Annotated in this window: 18 protein-coding genes; 12 read left to right on the plus strand and 6 right to left on the minus strand. The window is 68.8% G+C overall.

All coding sequences use genetic code 11. The features are described from left to right. Positions 1-20: 20 nt before the first annotated feature. The gene (gene hemE / locus ABTX24_RS15800; protein ID WP_350840805.1) at positions 21-1103 is read left to right on the plus strand and encodes a uroporphyrinogen decarboxylase; all 1083 of its coding nucleotides are present in this window, start codon (positions 21-23) and stop codon (positions 1101-1103) included. Here hemE and ABTX24_RS15805 read toward each other — a convergent pair. Then, on the minus strand, positions 1082-2011 hold the full coding sequence (locus ABTX24_RS15805) for a LysR family transcriptional regulator (protein WP_350840807.1): 930 nt from the start codon (positions 2009-2011) through the stop codon (positions 1082-1084). The two genes, hemE and ABTX24_RS15805, sit on opposite strands and share 22 nt — an antisense overlap. Before the next feature lie 145 nt (positions 2012-2156). Between ABTX24_RS15805 and ABTX24_RS15810 the strand changes: the two genes are divergently transcribed. From ABTX24_RS15810 to hemG, 7 genes are all read left to right on the plus strand, one after another. Further along, positions 2157-3398, plus strand: coding sequence for an acyl-CoA dehydrogenase family protein (locus ABTX24_RS15810; RefSeq protein ID WP_350840809.1), 1242 nt, complete (start codon positions 2157-2159; stop codon positions 3396-3398). 161 nt (positions 3399-3559) lie between these two features. Then, positions 3560-4666, plus strand: a complete 1107-nt coding sequence (gene sfnG, locus ABTX24_RS15815) for a dimethylsulfone monooxygenase SfnG (protein ID WP_160027108.1) — start codon at positions 3560-3562, stop codon at positions 4664-4666. Further along, positions 4663-5871 carry an SfnB family sulfur acquisition oxidoreductase gene (locus tag ABTX24_RS15820; protein WP_350840811.1) on the plus strand — a complete coding sequence of 403 codons (1209 nt, stop codon included), beginning with the start codon at positions 4663-4665 and terminating at the stop codon, positions 5869-5871. Before sfnG ends, ABTX24_RS15820 begins: the two co-directional genes overlap by 4 nt. A gap of 35 nt (positions 5872-5906) precedes the next feature. Next, positions 5907-7055 carry an LLM class flavin-dependent oxidoreductase gene (locus ABTX24_RS15825; RefSeq protein WP_350840813.1) on the plus strand — a complete coding sequence of 383 codons (1149 nt, stop codon included), beginning with the start codon at positions 5907-5909 and terminating at the stop codon, positions 7053-7055. A gap of 11 nt (positions 7056-7066) precedes the next feature. Continuing rightward, positions 7067-8401 carry an MFS transporter gene (locus tag ABTX24_RS15830; RefSeq protein ID WP_350715224.1) on the plus strand — a complete coding sequence of 445 codons (1335 nt, stop codon included), beginning with the start codon at positions 7067-7069 and terminating at the stop codon, positions 8399-8401. Further along, positions 8401-8898: a flavin reductase family protein gene (locus ABTX24_RS15835; protein WP_160027116.1), complete on the plus strand. Its 498-nt coding sequence runs from the start codon at positions 8401-8403 to the stop codon at positions 8896-8898. The genes ABTX24_RS15830 and ABTX24_RS15835 overlap by 1 nt, the downstream gene beginning before the upstream one ends. Before the next feature lie 137 nt (positions 8899-9035). Next, positions 9036-10340 (plus strand): protoporphyrinogen oxidase, encoded by a 1305-nt coding sequence (gene hemG, locus ABTX24_RS15840; RefSeq protein WP_350840815.1) that lies wholly within the window; start codon positions 9036-9038, stop codon positions 10338-10340. Between the two features lie 3 nt (positions 10341-10343). Here hemG and ABTX24_RS15845 read toward each other — a convergent pair whose 3' ends face one another. The 5 genes from ABTX24_RS15845 to ABTX24_RS15865 all read right to left on the minus strand — a co-directional run bounded on the left by ABTX24_RS15845 (position 10344) and on the right by ABTX24_RS15865 (position 14247). Beyond that, positions 10344-10979 carry a protein TPRXL gene (locus ABTX24_RS15845; RefSeq protein ID WP_160027120.1) on the minus strand — a complete coding sequence of 212 codons (636 nt, stop codon included), beginning with the start codon at positions 10977-10979 and terminating at the stop codon, positions 10344-10346. Continuing rightward, positions 10972-11589, minus strand: coding sequence for a hypothetical protein (locus ABTX24_RS15850; protein WP_350840817.1), 618 nt, complete (start codon positions 11587-11589; stop codon positions 10972-10974). Before ABTX24_RS15850 ends, ABTX24_RS15845 begins: the two co-directional genes overlap by 8 nt. Positions 11590-11612: 23 nt before the next feature. Next, positions 11613-12821 (minus strand): hypothetical protein, encoded by a 1209-nt coding sequence (locus ABTX24_RS15855; RefSeq protein WP_350840819.1) that lies wholly within the window; start codon positions 12819-12821, stop codon positions 11613-11615. 12 nt (positions 12822-12833) lie between these two features. After that, complete coding sequence (locus ABTX24_RS15860) at positions 12834-13130, minus strand: flagellar protein FlgN (RefSeq protein ID WP_160027126.1); 297 nt, start codon at positions 13128-13130, stop codon at positions 12834-12836. 196 nt (positions 13131-13326) lie between these two features. Continuing rightward, complete coding sequence (locus ABTX24_RS15865; protein ID WP_350840821.1) at positions 13327-14247, minus strand: alpha/beta hydrolase; 921 nt, start codon at positions 14245-14247, stop codon at positions 13327-13329. Positions 14248-14319: 72 nt separating this feature from the next. Between ABTX24_RS15865 and hemQ the strand changes: the two genes are divergently transcribed. The 4 genes from hemQ (at position 14320) to ABTX24_RS15885 (ending at position 17287) form a co-directional block, all read left to right on the plus strand. Continuing rightward, positions 14320-15039, plus strand: a complete 720-nt coding sequence (hemQ, locus tag ABTX24_RS15870) for a hydrogen peroxide-dependent heme synthase (protein WP_350840823.1) — start codon at positions 14320-14322, stop codon at positions 15037-15039. 157 nt (positions 15040-15196) lie between these two features. Beyond that, positions 15197-15904: a WXG100-like domain-containing protein gene (locus ABTX24_RS15875; RefSeq protein WP_160027132.1), complete on the plus strand. Its 708-nt coding sequence runs from the start codon at positions 15197-15199 to the stop codon at positions 15902-15904. A 9-nt stretch (positions 15905-15913) separates the two neighbouring features. Then, positions 15914-16507, plus strand: coding sequence for a Tox-REase-5 domain-containing protein (locus ABTX24_RS15880; protein ID WP_160027134.1), 594 nt, complete (start codon positions 15914-15916; stop codon positions 16505-16507). Between the two features lie 84 nt (positions 16508-16591). After that, entirely contained in the window at positions 16592-17287 is a 696-nt protein-coding gene (locus tag ABTX24_RS15885) for an Imm52 family immunity protein (protein WP_350840825.1), read from the plus strand. The last annotated feature ends 6 nt before the right edge of the window (positions 17288-17293 follow it).

The raw sequence follows: 17293 nt of genomic DNA on the forward strand, positions 1-17293 counted from the left end.
CCGGGTGGGACCATTGCCGAGTGGCTGCCGTGAACCCTCCTGAGAACCCCTCCGACGCGCTCGCGTCGTCCCCGTTCCTGCAGGCGCTCAGGGGAGAGAAGCCGAGCCGTACGCCGGTGTGGTTCATGCGCCAGGCCGGCCGTTCGCTGCCCGAATATCTCAAGGTCCGCGAGGGCATCGGCATGCTGGAGTCCTGCCAGGACGCCGACCTGATCACAGAGATCACCCTGCAGCCCGTACGCCGCTACGGGGTCGACGCGGCCATCTTCTTCTCCGACATCGTGCTGCCGCTGAAGGCGGTCGGGGTCGACCTCGACATCAAGCCCGGAGTCGGCCCGGTGATCGCGAACCCGGTGCGCACGCTGGCCGACGTGCAGGCGATCCCGGACCTGACCCCGGAGCACGTCACCTACATCACCGAGGCCGTCCAGAACCTGGTCGGCGAGCTCGGCAGCATCAACGGCGGCACCCCGCTGATCGGCTTCGCCGGCGCCCCGTTCACCGTCGCCTCCTACCTGGTCGAGGGCGGCCCCTCGAAGGAGTACGCCAAGACCAAGGCGCTCATGTTCGGTGCCCCCGACGTGTGGGACGCGCTGATGCGCAAGATCGCCGGGATCTCCGGCGCGTTCCTGGAGGTCCAGGTCCGCGCGGGCGCTTCCGCGGTGCAGCTCTTCGACTCCTGGGCCGGCGCCTGCACGCCCGCCGACTACGAGCGTCACGTGCTGCCCTACTCCACCCAGGTGTTGACCCGGATCGGCGAGCTCGGTGTCCCGCGGATCCACTTCGGCGTCAACTCCGCCATGCTCCTTCCGCTGATGGGCAGCGCCGGTGCTGAGGTCGTCGGTGTCGACTGGCGTACGCCGCTTGACTGGGCGATCGGGCAGCTCGGCGACGACTTCGGCGTCCAGGGCAACCTCGACCCCGCCCTCGTCTTCGCGCCCACCGAGGTGATGCTCGAGCAGGCCGGGAAGATCCTCGAGACCGGGCGGCGCGCCAAGGGCCACGTCTTCAACCTCGGCCACGGCGTCATCCCGACCACCGACCCCGACCAGCTCGCCCGGCTCACCGAGTTCGTGCAGAGCTACGAGCCGGCCGAGGGCTGAGACCGAGAGCGCTGAGAGCGGGCAGCCGTCTCGGCGAGCAGGTCCAGGAGGCTGCGCGCCCCCGAGGTCGTACGTGCGTTGTGCCGTCGCGCCGCGACCATCGTCACCCGGGAGCGGTCCCCGGCGAGGGGACGTACGGTGATGTGCCCGCCCGTCTCGCGCGGGTCGCCGACGACGCTGTAGTCGGGCAGGAGGGTCAGTCCGAGGCCCTCGCCGACCATCATCTTGCCCATCTCGGCGCCGTCGGTGGCGTGCCAGTGGTGGGGGAGGTCGCGACCGAAGACGCGGTGGGCGAAGCGATACATCAGGTAGCCCGAGCGCATGCCGACGAACGGCTCCTCGCGGAGCTCCTCGACGCTGATCTCGTCGCGGGACGCGAGCGGGTGGCCCGCGGGCAGCACCACGATCGGCCGTCCGTGGAGAAGCACGGTGCCCTCGACCGTCGGCGGCAGGTCGTCGCCGTCGAGCAGGTTGACCAGGCCGATGTCGATGGTGCCATCGGCGAGGGCGAGATAGATGTCCTCTTGCACCATGGTGCGCACCTCGACGCTCGTGCGCGGGTGCTCGTCGGCGAATCTCCGCAACGTCGGTAGCAGCACGGTCGAGGTGCCGGCGTGGACCGTGCCGACCCGCACCGAGCTCACCCCGGCACTCTGGTCGCCGGCGGCCAGGCGAAGACGGTCGACGGCCTCCAGGACGTCGGACATGGAGTGCAGCAGCTCCTGGCCCTCGCGGCTGATCCGGGCCCCGGCGCGGCGCCGGTCGAGCAGGGTCACGCCGAGCTCGCGCTCGAGCTTGGTGATCGCCTCGCTCAGGGCGGGCTGGGAGATGTGGAGCTGCTCGCTCGCGCGGCGCAGCGAGCCGTACTGGGTCACGGCTGCGATGTACTCCAGCTGCTCGATCCTCACGCTGTCCTCTCGTCGGTCGGTGATCGGTCATCCCGAGCGGGTGATCGGTGATCGCTGGCGTCCAGCCTCTCTCACGCTGTCCATTCTCAAGTAACTTGGTCGATTAAAGACAGAAACATCCACGACGCAAGACTGAGAGGGCGCGATGACAACCGAAGCTGTACGCAATGCCGCGGAGTTCGGCGCGGCACCCACGACTCCGGAGGGCTGGGTCGACCGTGCCCGCGAGGTGGCCACCAGGCTCTCCGTGGACGCGGTCGCCCGCGACCGGGCCAACCAGGTCCCGACGTACGAGGTGAACCTGCTCAAGGAGAGCGGTCTGGTCAGCCTGCTCGGCCCCGCCAAGCACGGCGGTGCCGGCCAGGACTGGACGACCGCGCTGCGCGTGGTCCGGGCGGTCGCGGCGGGCGACGGCTCGATCGGGCAGCTGCTCGGCTATCACTACCTGTGGGCCTGGGCGGCGCGGCTGGTCGGCACCCCGGAGCAGATCGCCGCCGTCGAGCAGCTCTACACCGAGAACAACTTCTTCTTCGGCGGCGCGGTCAACCCGCGCGATGACGACCTGGTGATCAGGGTCGAGGGCGACGAGCTCGTCTTCACCGGCCGCAAGTCGTTCTCGACCGGCGGTCGGATCTCGGACCTGACCGTTCTCGAGGGGGTCATTGAAGGCACCGAGAAGCATGTCTTCGCGATCGTCCCGACCCAGCAGGAGGCCATCGTCTTCGCCGGCGACTGGGACAACCTGGGCCAGCGGCTCACCGAGTCCGGCGCCGTCGAGATCAATGGCGTGCGCGTCCCCTGGGAGTCGGCGGCCGGCTATGTGAAGCAGGAGGACGGGACGTACGAGTTCGTCCCGCGGGTCTACAACACCCTCAACGTGCCGATCATCCAGCTCATCTTCACCAACTTCTACCTCGGGATCGCGGAGGGCGCCCTGACGACCGCGACGACCTACACCCGCGACACGACCCGCGCCTGGCCCTACGCCGGAGACGTCAAGGAGAAGGGGAGCGAGGAGTTCTACATCCAGGAGACGTACGGCGATCTGAGCTCGAAGCTGTGGGCGGCCCAGGCGCTGGCCGAGCGGGCGGCGGGCCTGATCGAGGCCATCAACGCGCACGCCGACGAGGTCACCGAGCAGGAGCGCGGCGAGGCGGCGGTCGTGATCGCCGCGGCCAAGCAGGTCGCGATCGACGCCGGCCTGGAGATCGGCACCAAGGTCTACGACCTGACCGGTGCCCGGGCGACCTCCAACAAGGTCGGCCTGGACATCTTCTGGCGCAACATCCGCACCCACTCGCTGCACGACCCGGTCGCGCACAAGCGGGCTGAGGTGGGCCGCTACGCGCTGCTCGGCGAGATCCCCGCGCCGACCTGGTACACGTGAGCCGCCTGCGGTGATCAGTAGGGCCTCTCGCCCTGTCGCCGCCTGATAGGCGGCACCTATCACGGGATCGGGTCTTCCGGTGGTCCACATCGGGAGATCCGGTCCCGTCGCCCGTTTAATCAGATAAGTTTAGTAGACATTCGCGATCCAAGGAGACCAGCATGACTTCACCGGCAACCGAGCCCCTGAAGTTCGCCTACTGGGTGCCCAACGTCAGCGGCGGCCTCGTGGTGAGCAAGATCGAGCAGCGCACCGACTGGAGCTACGACTACAACAAGAAGCTCGCGCAGCTGGCCGAGAACAACGGCTTCGAGTACGCCCTCTCCCAGGTGCGCTACATGGCCTCCTACGGTGCGGCCTACCAGCACGAGTCCACCTCGTTCTCCCTCGCGCTGCTGCTGGCGACCGAGCGACTCAAGGTGATCGCCGCCGTCCACCCGGGACTGTGGCAGCCCGGCGTACTCGCCAAGTTCCTGGCCACCGCCGACCACCTCTCCGGCGGCCGCGCGGCCGTCAACGTGGTCAGCGGCTGGTTCAAGAACGAGTTCACCCAGCTCGGCGAGCCGTGGCTCGAGCACGGCGAGCGCTATCGCCGCTCGGAGGAGTTCATCCGCTACCTCCGCGAGATCTGGACGAGTGAGGCCGCCGAGCTCAACGGCGACTTCTACCGGCTGCACGACTTCGACCTGAAGCCGAAGCCGCTGGCCAGCGAGGGCCGTCCGCACCCGGAGATCTTCCAGGGCGGCAACTCCTCCGACGCGAAGGCGATGGCCGGCCGCGTCTCGGACTGGTACTTCGCCAACGGCAACACCCCCGAGGGCCTCGCCGCGCAGATCGCCGACGTCAACGCGGTCGCCGGGCCGCTGGGACGGCGGGTCCGGTTCGGGATCAACGGCTTCATCGTGGCCCGCGACACCGAGAAGGAGGCGCGCGACACTCTCCGGGAGATCATCGACAAGGCCGACCGTGAGGCCGTCGAGGGCTTCGGCTCGGCGGTCAAGCAGGCGGGACAGTCGACCGGCGACAAGACCGGGATGTGGCAGGACTCCACCTTCGAGGACCTGGTGCAGTACAACGACGGCTTCCGGACCGGGCTGATCGGCACGCCCGAGCAGGTCGCCGAGCGGATCGTCGAGCTCAAGCGGGCCGGCGCCGACCTGATCCTCGGCGGCTTCCTGCACTACCTCGAGGACGTGGAGTACTTCGGTCAGCGCGTCCTGCCGATCGTGCGCGAGCTCGAGGCGCAGCAGCTGGAGTCCGTGGCTTGAGCACGACGGAGATCGCCCGGCTCGACGCCGAGACCGCGCCGCTGGTGGCGCGGCGGCTGGCCGACGAGCTCGCGCTCGGCGACGGCGGACGCGACCGGGTCAGGGCGCTGCCCTACGACCAGGTCAAGGCGTACGCCGCCGCCGGGCTCGGCGCGCTCACCGTCCCTCTCGAGTTCGGTGGGCCTTCGCTGCCCGCCACGACCGTGGCGGAGGTGTTCCGGCTGGTCTCGTGGGGCGATCCCAACGTCGGCCAGGTCCCGCACAGCCACTTCGTCTTCCTCAACCAGCTCCGGCTGAACGGCACCCGCGAGCAGCAGCAGCGGATCTACAGCGAGGTGCGGGCCGGGGCGCTGGTCGCCAACGCGCAGTCGGAGTTCGGGACCAAGCACGTGCGCGACATCCGGACCACCCTCACGCCTGCCCGGGAGGAGGGTGAGTGGCTGCTGAACGGCGAGAAGTTCTACTGCACCGGCTCGCTCTTCGCCGACTATCTCGCCGTGCTCGCACGGCGTGACGTCGACGGGCCGCTGCAGGTGGCCTGGGTCCGCACCGAAACTCCCGGCGTCGAGATCGTCGACGACTGGGACGCCGTCGGGCAGCGTACGACCGGGTCCGGCACGGTGCGCCTCGCCGACGTCGCCGTGGCCGAGGAGTGGGTGACGCCGTTCTCCGTCACGTTCGACGTGCCGACGACCTACGGTGCCTTCGCGCAGCTGCTGCACGCGGCCATCGACGCCGGGATCGCCCGGCGCGCGCTGGACGAGGCCTCCGAGTTCGTACGCACCAAGTCCCGTCCCTACGCCGACGCCGTCGCGCTCGCCGGTGCCGAGACGGCGGCACAGGACCCGCTGGTCGTCCAGGCCTTCGGCGAGATGGAGCTGGCCGTACGCAGCGCCGAGGCGCTCCTCGCCGAGGCGGCGCGACGCGTGGACGAGGCCGACGCGGACCTCACCGAGGCGTCGGCCGCGGAGGCGAGCCTGGCCGTGGCGGCCGCCCGCGCGTCGACCGCGAAGGTGTCGGTCGACGTCACCAGCCGGCTGCTCGAGGTCTCTGGCACCCGGGCGGCTCTGACGTCGACCAACCTCGACCGCCACTGGCGCAACGCGCGCACCCACACGCTCCACGACCCGGCCGCCTGGAAGGTCCAGCACCTCGGGCGCTGGGCCGTCGACGGCACCCGGCCGCCGCGCCACGGACAGATCTGACACCCCCACCACATCCCACTCGAAAGGCAGCAGCGATGAGCACCCTCAAGTTCCACTGGTTCCTCCCGACCAACGGCGGCGACGGCCGTCACGTGATCGGCGGCGGTCACGGCGTCAGCGCGCTGGCGTCGGGCCGTCCGGCGACGGTGCCCTACCTCGGCCAGATCGCCCGCAGCGCCGAGCAGCTCGGTTTCGAGGCGGCGCTGACGCCGACCGGCGCGTGGTGCGAGGACGCCTGGGTGACGACCGCGATGCTCAGCTCCCTCTCGGAGCGGCTGAAGTTCCTGGTCGCGTTCCGGCCGGACTCGGTCTCGCCCTACCTGGCCGCGCAGATGGCCGGCACGTTCCAGAACCTGTCCGGGCAGCGGCTGCTCCTCAACGTCGTCACCGGTGGCGAGGACCACGAGCAGCGGATGTACGGCGACTTCCTGGCCAAGGACGAGCGGTACGAGCGGTGCGGGGAGTTCCTGCACATCGTCCGCCGGCTGTGGGCGGGGGAGACGGTGACCTTCTCCGGGAAGCATCTCTCGGTGGAGAACGCCCGGCTCGAGCAGCGGCCGACACCGATCCCGGACGTCTACTTCGGCGGCTCCTCGCCCGCGGCCCTGGATGTCGCCGCCGAGCACGCCGACGTCTACCTGACCTGGGGTGAGCCGCCGGCCGCGGTCGCGGAGAAGATCGCACGCGTGCAGAAGCTCGCCGCCGACCGCGGCCGCGAGCTCCGCTTCGGGATCCGGCTGCACTCGATCGCCCGCGAGACCTCCGCTGCCGCGTGGGCCGAGGCCGACCGGCTGCTGGAGAACATCTCGGACGAGGACATCGCGCGGGTCCAGGCGGGTCTCTCCCGCAGCGTCTCGGAGGGTCAGCGGCGGATGCTGGAGCTCAACCAGGGCTCGCGTGACGGGCTCGAGGTCTACCCCAACCTGTGGGCGGGCGTCGGCCTGGTCCGTGGTGGTGCCGGAACCGCGCTGGTCGGCTCCTACACCGAGATCGCCGACCTGATCGAGGCCTACCACTCCGTCGGGATCTCCGAGTTCGTGCTCTCCGGATATCCGCACCTGGAGGAGTCGTACTGGTTCGGCGAGGGCGTCTTGCCCGAGCTCGCCCGCCGCGGCCTGTGGTCGCACCCCGCTCTTGTCGTCGGCCGAGGGGCAGCGGTGCCCTTCGGTGCCGCCGCCCAATAGGGAGGACGCGCATGTCTGCAGCGACAGCCAACCCGAAGCGGGTGGCGCTGGCGGCCTCGGTCGGCGCCACCATCGAGTGGTACGACTTCTTCCTCTACGGCACCGCCGCCGGCCTCGTCTTCGACAAGCTCTACTTCAACGGGCTCAGCGGCACCGCGGCGACCTTCGCCTCCTTCGGCACCTTCGCCGTGGGGTTCCTGGCCCGCCCCGTCGGAGGCCTGATCTTCGGCCACTTCGGCGACCGGATCGGTCGCAAGACCATGCTGATCTGGACGCTCGTGATCATGGGAGTGGGCACCTCGCTGGTCGGGCTGCTCCCGACGTACGACTCCATCGGGGTGCTCGCCCCGATCGCGCTCGTGGTGCTCCGGATCCTGCAGGGGATCGGAGTGGGTGGTGAGTACGGCGGGGCGGTGCTGCTGGCCACCGAGTACGCACCGGCCGGTCGCCGCGGGCTCTACGGCAGCTTCGCGCACATCGGCGTCCCGGGTGGGCTGGTGCTCGCCTCCGGAGCGTTCGCGGTGGCGTCGCAGCTGCCCGACGCGGCCTTCCTGGCGTGGGGATGGCGGGTCTGCTTCCTGATCTCGATCGTGCTGCTCGCCATCGGTGCCTGGATCCGGCTCTCGATCATGGAGACGCCGTCGTTCCAGGAGGTGCAGGCCGAGAAGAAGGTCTCCAAGCTGCCGGTCGGGGAGCTCTTCCGGCGCCAGCCGCGCACGCTGCTGCTCGGGATGGGGACGCGGTTCGTGGAGGGGTTCACCTACAACCTCTACTCGGTCTTCCTGCTCTCCTACGCGGTGGCTGACGCGGGGCTGAGCCGGTCGGTGGTGCTCAACGCGATCATGGCCGGCGCGCTGCTGGGCGTGGTCATGACCGTGCTCTCCGGAGCGCTGAGTGACCGGTTCGGACGGCGGCCCGTCTACACGGTCGGGGCCGTTCTGGGGCTGGTGATCGCCTTCCCGGTCGCGGCCGCGGTGCAGTCCGGCGCGGTGGTGCCGTCAGTCGCCGCCTTCGTCGGCGGGCTGGGTCTGGTCTACGGCACCGTCTATGGTCCGCTGGCGGCGTTCTGGAGCGAGCTGTTCGACACCCGCTACCGGTTCTCTGCGCTCAACGCGCTCTACCAGATCTCAGGAGTGGTGGCCTCCGGGCTGACGCCGCTGATCGCGGCCGCCCTGGTGGCGCTCTCCGACGACCGCTCGCTGTGGTGGGTGGCCGGCTACAACGTCGTGGTCGCCGTGGTCAGTCTGACCTGCATGTGGCTGCTGCCGGAGACCCGTGGCGAGAGGCTGCGGGACACGGCGGTGGACGAGGCGCGGGCAGTGCCCGCGAGAGAGGTGGTGGCGTGATGACGAGTCCGCTGCGTACGAATCAGGATCTCGACCCGGCCGCGTTGCGGCAGGCCTTCGGGGTCTTCCCCAGCGGGGTGGTGGCGGTCGCCGCGGTGGTCGACGGTCGCCCCGTCGGCCTGGCCGCGTCGTCGTTCACCTCGGTGTCCCTGGACCCGCCCCTGGTCTCCTTCTCCGTGGCCCGGACCTCGAAGACGTGGCCCGACCTACGGCGCTCCTCGCACCTGGGCGTCACCGTCCTCGCCGAGCACCACGGCGAGGTCTGCCGCCAGCTCGCCGGGCCCGTCGACTCCCGCTTCGACGGCCTCGTAGTCAGCTCGTCCCTCGACGGAGCCCTCACCCTCGACGAGGGCCTCGCGCAGTTCGACTGCACGATCTACCGCGAGGTCGAGGCCGGCGACCACATCGTCGTACTCCTCCAGCTCCATGCCGCCGACCACGGCGCCGGCCAGCCCCTCGTCTTCCACCGCTCCAACTTCGGAAAGCTGGCCAGCTGACCCCCTCCCGCCGAGGCGTCAGGTACGTCGGCCGAGACGGCACTCACGTCGGCCGAGTGGGCACTTCGGTGCCATCTCGGCCGACCGGGGTGACGCCTCGGCACTAACGGCGACCACGGGGATGGGAGACTGCTGCTGTGCGTGTCATCGTCGTCGGAGCTGGGATCGCCGGGCTGACCGCGGCCCGCGATCTGTCCCTGAAGGGCCACCGGGTCACGGTGCTGGAGGCATCCGACCGGGTCGGCGGAAAGATCCGCGGTGAGTCCGTGGCCGGGCAGACGGTCGACGTCGGCGCCGAGGCGATGCTCAACCGCCGGCCGGAGGGCGTGTCCCTGGCTCGTGAGGTCGGCCTCGACGTGGTCCACCCGACCGAGGCGAAGTCGTCGATCTGGTCCCGCGGCGCGCTGCGGCCGATCCCGCGGTCGATCATGGGCGTGCCCCTCGACCTGGCCGCGCTCGAGTCCTCGGGGCTTCTCTCGGAGGAGACCTTGGAGGTCGTACGCCGCGAACCCACGCTCCCGCCTGCGAAGACGGACGAGGACGTCTCGGTCGGTGACTTCATCGCGTCCCGGTTCGGGGACGAGACGGCCGACCGGCTGGCGGAGCCGCTGCTCGCGGGGGTCTACGCCGGCCGTGCCCGCGCGATCTCGGTGAAGGCGGCTGCGCCGCAGCTGTTCATGCTGGCCGAGAAGGGGTCGCTGCTGGAGGCTGCGGCCGCGCTCCCGAGCTCGACGGTCCCGGTCTTCGCCGGGATCGACGGCGGCATGTCCCGGTTGACCGCGACCCTCGCCGATGGCCTCGACATCCGACTCGACACCCAGGTCGACACCGTCACCCGGACTCCGCAGGGCTTCCTGATCGAGACCGGCGACGAGGTGGAGGCCGCCGATGCCGTGGTCGTCGCGACCCCCGCTCCGGTGGCCGCGGAGCTGCTCCGCTCGACCGCGCCCTCGGTGGCGCGCGAGCTCTCCGGGATCGAGACCGCGAGCGTCGCCGTGGTCACCTTCGCCTTCCCCGACCTCCCCGCGGAGCTGGCCGGCAGGTCCGGGTTCCTCGTCCCGCCCGTCGAGGACTGCGCGATCAAGGCCTCCACCTTCTCCTTCGCCAAGTGGGCCTGGGTGGGGGAACGCGGCAACTACCTGCGTACCTCCATCGGGCGCCACGGCGAGCCACCCTCGGACGACGACGACCGGCTCGTCGCCGACTCCCTGGCGGCCCTGGAGCGGATCGCCGGCATCACCGCGAAGCCGAACGACGTGCACGTCCAGCGCTGGACCGACGCGCTCCCGCAGTATCCCGTCGGGCATCTCGACAGGGTCGCCCGGATTCGGCAGGGCCTCAGAGCGGTCCCGGGCCTAGCCCTCGCCGGCGCCTCCTACGACGGCGTCGGGATCCCCGCCACGATCGGCTCGGCCCACCGCGCCGCCGCGGACCTCAGCTGATCCTCAGGCCGGCACCCACCGCAGCGTCGAGACACAGACATCCAGCGCCAGCTTCCACGCCAGGAACTTCTCATCGGTCGCCGCCATGTCCATCGGCCGGGCGATCGTCGCGGTCAGTTGGAGCCCCCGCCGCCGCTTCGAGCCCGGGACGGGGGTCATGTAGACGATCGTCGTCGCGACCACCGGCTCGTCGCCCTGGGCGGTCTTGGTCGACTCGCGCTCGTACCTGATGAACCGCTTGTCGCCGAACAACGGCTTGGCGCCGTGGTCCCGGATGATCGCGGCGACGTGGGTGTCGAGGGTCCCGCCGCTGTGCGCGTGGAACGTCGTCGCGACGATCGCGCCGGGAATGATGGCGAGGCTGTCGGTCTCGGCGGTGGCGGCGAAGTAGGCCTTGACCTGATGCTGCTTCATGAGCGCGTACGCCTGATCGAGCTGCACCCGCATGGAGGCGTGGAGCTCGGGCCTGTTGATGCTCATGAAGCGCTTCTTCAACGCCGCGTCCATCGCGGCCCGGTCGGCCTCGCCGGGGGAGTGACGTTCCCAGCCGGGGAGGAGCCTCAGCTCGAACTCCGGCTCCTTGGTGCCGCCGAGCAGCTCGCGTAGCGAGGACTGCGGGGCGGGTGCTGCCTCAGACAAAGGACGAGTCCTCCCAGACGTCGAACGGGTCGCTCAGCATGCCGGGGACCGGCTCTGCCGAGAACGGGGTGCCATCGGGGCGTAGAACCTCGAGCTCGGCGAGGAAGAGCGGCATGTCCGCGATGGTGAGACCGAAGATCTCGGGTGCGCCTGCCTCGACCACGACCATCACGCTGATCTCCTGTGTCGAGAAGACGAAGATGCCGGTGAGGAACTCGACGGTCTCACCGTCGATCTCTCCGGTCCTGGACGCGAGACATCTCAGTCCGGGACCGAGAGCGGCCCCTGCGTACTCATCGACGTCGAAGCCCTGCTGCCGCCACTCCTCGGGCGAGGTCGGCTCGCCACCCCCGAGTACGACCCGCACCCGGCTGACGACGGGCGCGGGCAGCGGCCAGTGGAGCATCGCGGCCAGCGTCCCGGGGTGGAGGTCGCCGGCGAGGTGGTGGGCGAGCAGGGCACGCGCGCCGGGGTCGACCTCGTCGGTCCACTCGCCGTCCCAGGTGTCGCGGAGCGAGGCGAGCACGTCCTCGACCCACGTCTCCGCACCCGAGGTGTCGAGCTCGCCCGCGTTCGGGACCCAGATCCATCGCTCCGATGGCTGGGCCATCTCAGCTTCCCACGTCTCCGGCATCATCCCTCCGAGGGCTGTGCGCTCTGCTGGTCATTGGTGCGCCGCTCGTTCAGCGCCTGGCTCGTCGAGGTGGTGCCGTACCACTCGCCTGCCCACTTCCCCAGGCCGCTGAGCCCGTCGAAGCCGGCCCCGACCTTCTGGCCCCAGGTCCCTGTGCGTATCCCCCCGTAGATGGCCATCCCGGTAGCGATGTCGGAGCCACTCATGATGCCCACGGGAATGTCCTTGGGCGCCTTGAACGGGTTGGCCATCCAAGCGGCCCTGGTCCGGGGGACCTCCCTGAAGCCGGTGGAGATGGAGAGTGCGGTTTTGAACTTGGCGCCGAACGTGACGTTCACGGGAGGGGGGTTCAGTGGCGCCGCTCGTCTCAGGGCGAAGTTTCCGTAGCCTCGTCCGGCCGCGCCGACGGTCTTCCCGCCGGAGGCGGCACCCTTCCCCATCGCTGTCCAGGCCTTCCCGATCTGGCCGAGCTTTCCGAAGGGGAGCACCGCGAGAACCGCTAGGAGCACGTCTGTCACCTCGCACTTGCCGGCTGACGCCTGGACGATCTTGCCGATCAGCACCAAGGCGCCGAGGGCGAATCCGATGACGGCGACGATGCCACCGAGGAAGAGCCCGGCGATCATGAAGACCATGGCGATGGCCTCGAGAATGTTGATGAGGAAGCCGAAGATCTCCCAGAAGCCGTCCTTGATGCTGCCGGCCATCTCGTTGCCGATGCCGTTGACGGCGAGGTCATAGGCGTCTTCCCAGGTGTCGTACTGGGCGTCCCAGCTCTCCGCGTCGTCCTGCCATTCGTCGTACGCGGCTTTCTTCGCCTGCCCTTCGGCGTCGTCCTCTTCGCGGTCTCCCGGAAGCCCCTCGTAGGTGGTCCACTTGTCCGTGCAGGACTCGACCAGCGGTCCCATCTTGGCCTGGACCTCGCCGAGACTCTTGCCGTACGCCGCGATCAACGGCCCGACGGGCGTGTACAGCTCGCTGGCCTCCCGCAACGTCTCGTAGGAGGACCCGATCTTGTCCTGAAGCTCAGCGACGGCCTTTCCCTGCATCTGGCCGTCGGCCAGCTCTCCGGTGGCGATCTGCTCGAGCACGGTGGCCGCCTCGGACATCTGCTCGCCGAGCTCTTCGATCTTGTTGCCGCGAGCGACGATCACCGCCGAGTCGCCGGTGACGGGTTGGATCTCCCGCCCCTTGGGTGACTGATCCATGACTCACTCCATCTATTTCTGCTGGAACAGGAGAGCCGTCTCGCTGTCCCAGTTCTGGAAGCCCTCGACGACGCCCTTGATGTGGTCGCGCACGTCGGACAGCTCGTCCTTGAGATCGTTGCGCTTCATGTCCCAGCGCTGTTCGAAGTCGTCGGCCTGACTGCGCAGCTCGCCGCGGCGGAACGGGTTCCCGATGGCGCCTTCGAGTGCGTCGGCATTGCCGACCGCGTGGTCGAACTCGTCGATGATCGAATCCAGCTTCTTGACCGTCTGATCAAGAGTCTCGATCTTGATGGAGACGTCTGGCATGTCACTACGCCTTTCCGTGTGCGCAGGGGTCGCCGAGGACTCGCGAAAGCGCTCTCAGTCGCAGGCGAATGGGGGGATCCAGGTGGCGCACAACCCGAGACAACCTGGCGACGGACACCTGGGTGGAACGTTACAACACGGCCCGGCGCCGAGGGTTAACAAACTCCTAAGCGAATGTAGAAAGCTCCTGATGATCTCACCGCAGGAACTCGATGATCCCGTCGAGAGCCTCCCGAGCAGCCGGCGCGACGCCGGGGAGCGACATGAACCCGTGGAACGCGGTGTCGTAGTCCACGAGCGAGACCGACGTCCCGGCCGCACGGAGGACCTCCGCGTACCGCGTGCCGTGGTCGCGGATCGGGTCGTGCAGCGCGGTGATGATGTGGGCCGGCGGCAGGTCGGCATGCGAGGCAGCACGTAGGGGAGAGGCCTGCCAGGACTCGTCCCCGTAGCGCTCGCCCATGTAGAGGTGGCCGAAGGTGCTCATCTGCGTCGAGGTGAGCACCGGCCCGTTGGCGTTGGCCGCCTCGGAGGGGAACTTCTCGTACATCTCCACCGCCGGGTAGATCAGCACCTGAGCCCGCACCGACGGCCCACCCGCGTCCCGTGCCATCAGCGAGACCACGGCCGCCAGGTTGCCGCCGGCACTGTCGCCCATCACCGCGATCCGCGACGGATCCCCACCCAGATCGGCGGCGTTCTTCGAGACCCATTCCAAGGAGGACCAGGCATCCTCGACCGCAGCCGGGAACGGATTCTCCGGAGCCAGCCGGTAGGACGGCGCGATCACGATCGACCCGGTCCCCGCGGCCACGTGCGAGGAGACCCACGCGCTCTGCTCCGGCGTCCCGAGACACCAGCCGCCGCCGTGGTAGTTGATGACCACCGGTGCGCCCTCGCCGACGCCCGGAGGCGTGTAGATCGCGAACCGGCGCCCGTCGACGTACGTCTCCTTGATCTCGACGTCCGCGGGACGGCCGAAGAGGAACGCGGTGACCGGCCCGGTGCGGAGCCCCTCGCGCTGGGCGCGCAGGGCGATCATCTCCTCGGCGTTCAGCGGTGTCTTGACCAGGCGCTCCTGGAGGAAGGCGAAGATGCGGGTACGCAGCGGCAGCATGCCCACACCCTAGAGGCCGGAGGATGGAGCCCGGCGCGGATCGACGACCGGCGGTAGCGCAAAATAGGGGGCATGACCGACCCGCAGGCCGACATCAAGTCCAACGCAGCCAAGATCAACGAGCTCAACGACACGATCCGCTACACGATGTGGTCGGTCTTCTCTCTCGAGGAGACCCTCGGCGATGCCGACCGCAAGGCCGAGGCGGTCGAGGTCGAGGAGCTCTTCGCCGCCTTCGCGGGCGAGGACATCGTGGTGCGTGGCACCTACGACGTGGCCGGCCTGCGCGCCGACGCCGACGTGATGTTCTGGCTGCACGCCGACTCCTCCGACAAGCTGCAGTCGGCCTACCACCGCCTGCGCCGCACCGCCTTCGGTGGCCGGATCGTGCCGGTCTGGTCGCAGATGGCGCTGCACCGCCCGGCCGAGTTCAACCGGAGCCACCTGCCCGCGTTCCTCGCCGACGAGCGCACCCACGACTACGTCGCGGTCTACCCGTTCATCCGCTCCTACGAGTGGTATCTCCTCGACGACAAGGAGCGCCGCCGCCTGCTCGCCGAGCACGGCCAGATGGCCCGCGACTACCCCGACGTCCGGGCCAACACCGTCCCGTCCTTCGCCCTCGGCGACTACGAGTGGATGCTGGCCTTCGAGGCCGACGACCTCTCCCGCATCGTCGACCTGATGCGCCACCTCCGCGGCTCCGAGACCCGCCGTCACGTACGCGAGGAGGTGCCGTTCTACACCGGTGCCCGCGTCGAGATCGGCGACCTCCTGGAGCGCCTTCCCTGACGCGTCCCTGACGGGTCGGACGTCTCGGAAATTCACTGTCCGGCCCGGTACGTCTCCACTACTCTTTCCCGTCGCGGTGGCCGTGCTCGGGTTCGTGTGCCGATCCCGTCACGTCTGCTGAACATCCACGTGACCTTGGGAGGGCAGAGACGTGGGGATGACCATCCCTGGGGAGTTGGACTTCGTTCTCGACCTGCTCGGCTATGAATGGCCGAACGTCGACGAAGATGCGGTCCGCGACGCCGCGCAGCTGCTGCGCGGGCTGGAGTCGGACCTGCGCAGCACGCTCGATGAGCTGGAGATCCGGGTCAACGAGCTCGGTGACGGCGCCAAGGCGCAGTCGGTGAATGCGCTGATCAGGGCATGGACAGAGAACCGTACGGCCAACATGGACACGTTGCTCGACGCGCTGCCGGAGGTTGCGAACGGGATCGATCTGCTCGCCGATGCGATCGTCGGGCTGAAGGTCAAGGTGATCGCCGAGCTGACGATCACCGCCGCGCAGATCGCCGCGGCGGCTGCAACCGCGGTGGTCACTGCCGGCCTCAGCGTGGTCGGCAACGCAGCGATCATCGCCGCTCGGAAGAAGGCACTCGACATCGCCACCGACATCGCGATGGACGAGGTGATCGGCCAGGTCGCGAGCATGGTGATCGAGCCGCTCACCGGAACGATCACCGAGCTCGCCATGTCGATCGCAGAGGCTCCGATCGTGACCGACGGAGAGGCGACGGCGGGGACCCATCTCAGCTACGACCTGATGGAGCAGATCGCCACGGCACTCAGCGACTGCGGCGCCGACCAGTACGACCTGTGCGCGACCTTCGCCGCCGATGTGTCCGCCCTTCCCCTCTTCGCCTCTTAGGAGACAGCTATGGCCAAGCAGATCGGCGACGTCGCCAAGGAGGCCTTCGACAAGGTGGGCGAGGTCCTCACCGAGGTCGGGGATTCGCTCAAGAAGAACGCGGACGACGTCGCTGACGACATTCGGAAGCAGGCGGACGCTCGGCGTGAGCTGGACGGCAGGCTGGGACCCGGTGAATGGAAGCCCGTCAATCGGAACCACAAGTTCCTCCAGCAGAAGCTCGGCGCCGAGTTCGAGCGCCAGGTCACCGGCAAGGACGACGGGCTGGAATTCTGTCTTCGTGGATCGATGGACAACGAGGTCAAGTTCGACGGAATTCTCGACGGCAAGCTGATCGAGACCAAGCACGGTTACGGGAAGATGATCGACTCGTGGGGATATCCCAACGGTGCCAAGGAAAAGGAATGGCTCGATCAAGCTTTGCGCCAGGTTGATGCGGCGGGCGACACTCCGGTTGAGTGGGTCTTCTCGAACAAAGAGGCCATGGAAGCAGCGCGGACCCTCTTCGAGGACTTCGACCTGCCTATTTCCGTCAGGCACCAGGAGTTCGTCAATCCGCCCAGTGATTGGGACGGCTGGAATGCGCCGAAGAGCAATGGATGAGTCTCATTTCGTCACGATGGCGAGCCGGGCGGCGGTCGAGGGTGACGGCCGATACGAAGAGGGAGCGGTGATACGGTCATGAGCGTGGATGAAGAGCTGATCGCGCGAGGATTCTGGGGCCCACGCCAGGAGACCCCTGAGCAGGTTGCCGAGGAGTTGGGCGCATTCATCGCAGGCCTGGACGAGGCCTTCGGCGAGAAGATCTCGTGGTCCTCACCCGCGATGCCGGGAAAGCCGCTTGAAGAGCCGGATAACGCTCTGAAGGTGATATCCGACGCATTTCGTGAGAATACGGATGCTCCGAATCTCGGGATCAGCCAGGCTTATCGGGGGCGCGGTGGTCGAGTCGTGGTGGCTATCACCTTGATAGTCGGCGGATATACCGAGTCTGCCAAGGTGCGCAACAGCATCGTGGTGAAATGGCGTGGTACCGATATCGCGCCGTTCGCCGGCCCGGTTCTTCGTCAGCTCGCCTCTGCCTGGGACCCGGATTGGGCCGCGGTGACCTCGCGGTCGCTCAACGAGGCTCTCGCCGAGGTGCAGCCGGTCGGAAAGCCGGGGCCGAAGCTCGGATATCTGAACTACCTCTCCGATGGCAGGGCGCAGGCCCTGCCCGGGGGCATGGACAAGCACCTCGAGAAGCTCGACAACGGCGGTGTCGTCATCGGCTCGGGTGAGGGCGACGGCTTCCTGTCCGTGGAGAAGGTCACCGAGTTCGCCAAGGTGCTCCGGCTCAGCGCGGCCTTCTCCCCGACGCCGACCGATCGCAGCAAGCTCTGAGCGAGC

It is taken from the genome of Nocardioides sp. NPDC127514, from assembly GCF_040302125.1.
Taxonomy (GTDB): domain Bacteria; phylum Actinomycetota; class Actinomycetes; order Propionibacteriales; family Nocardioidaceae; genus Nocardioides.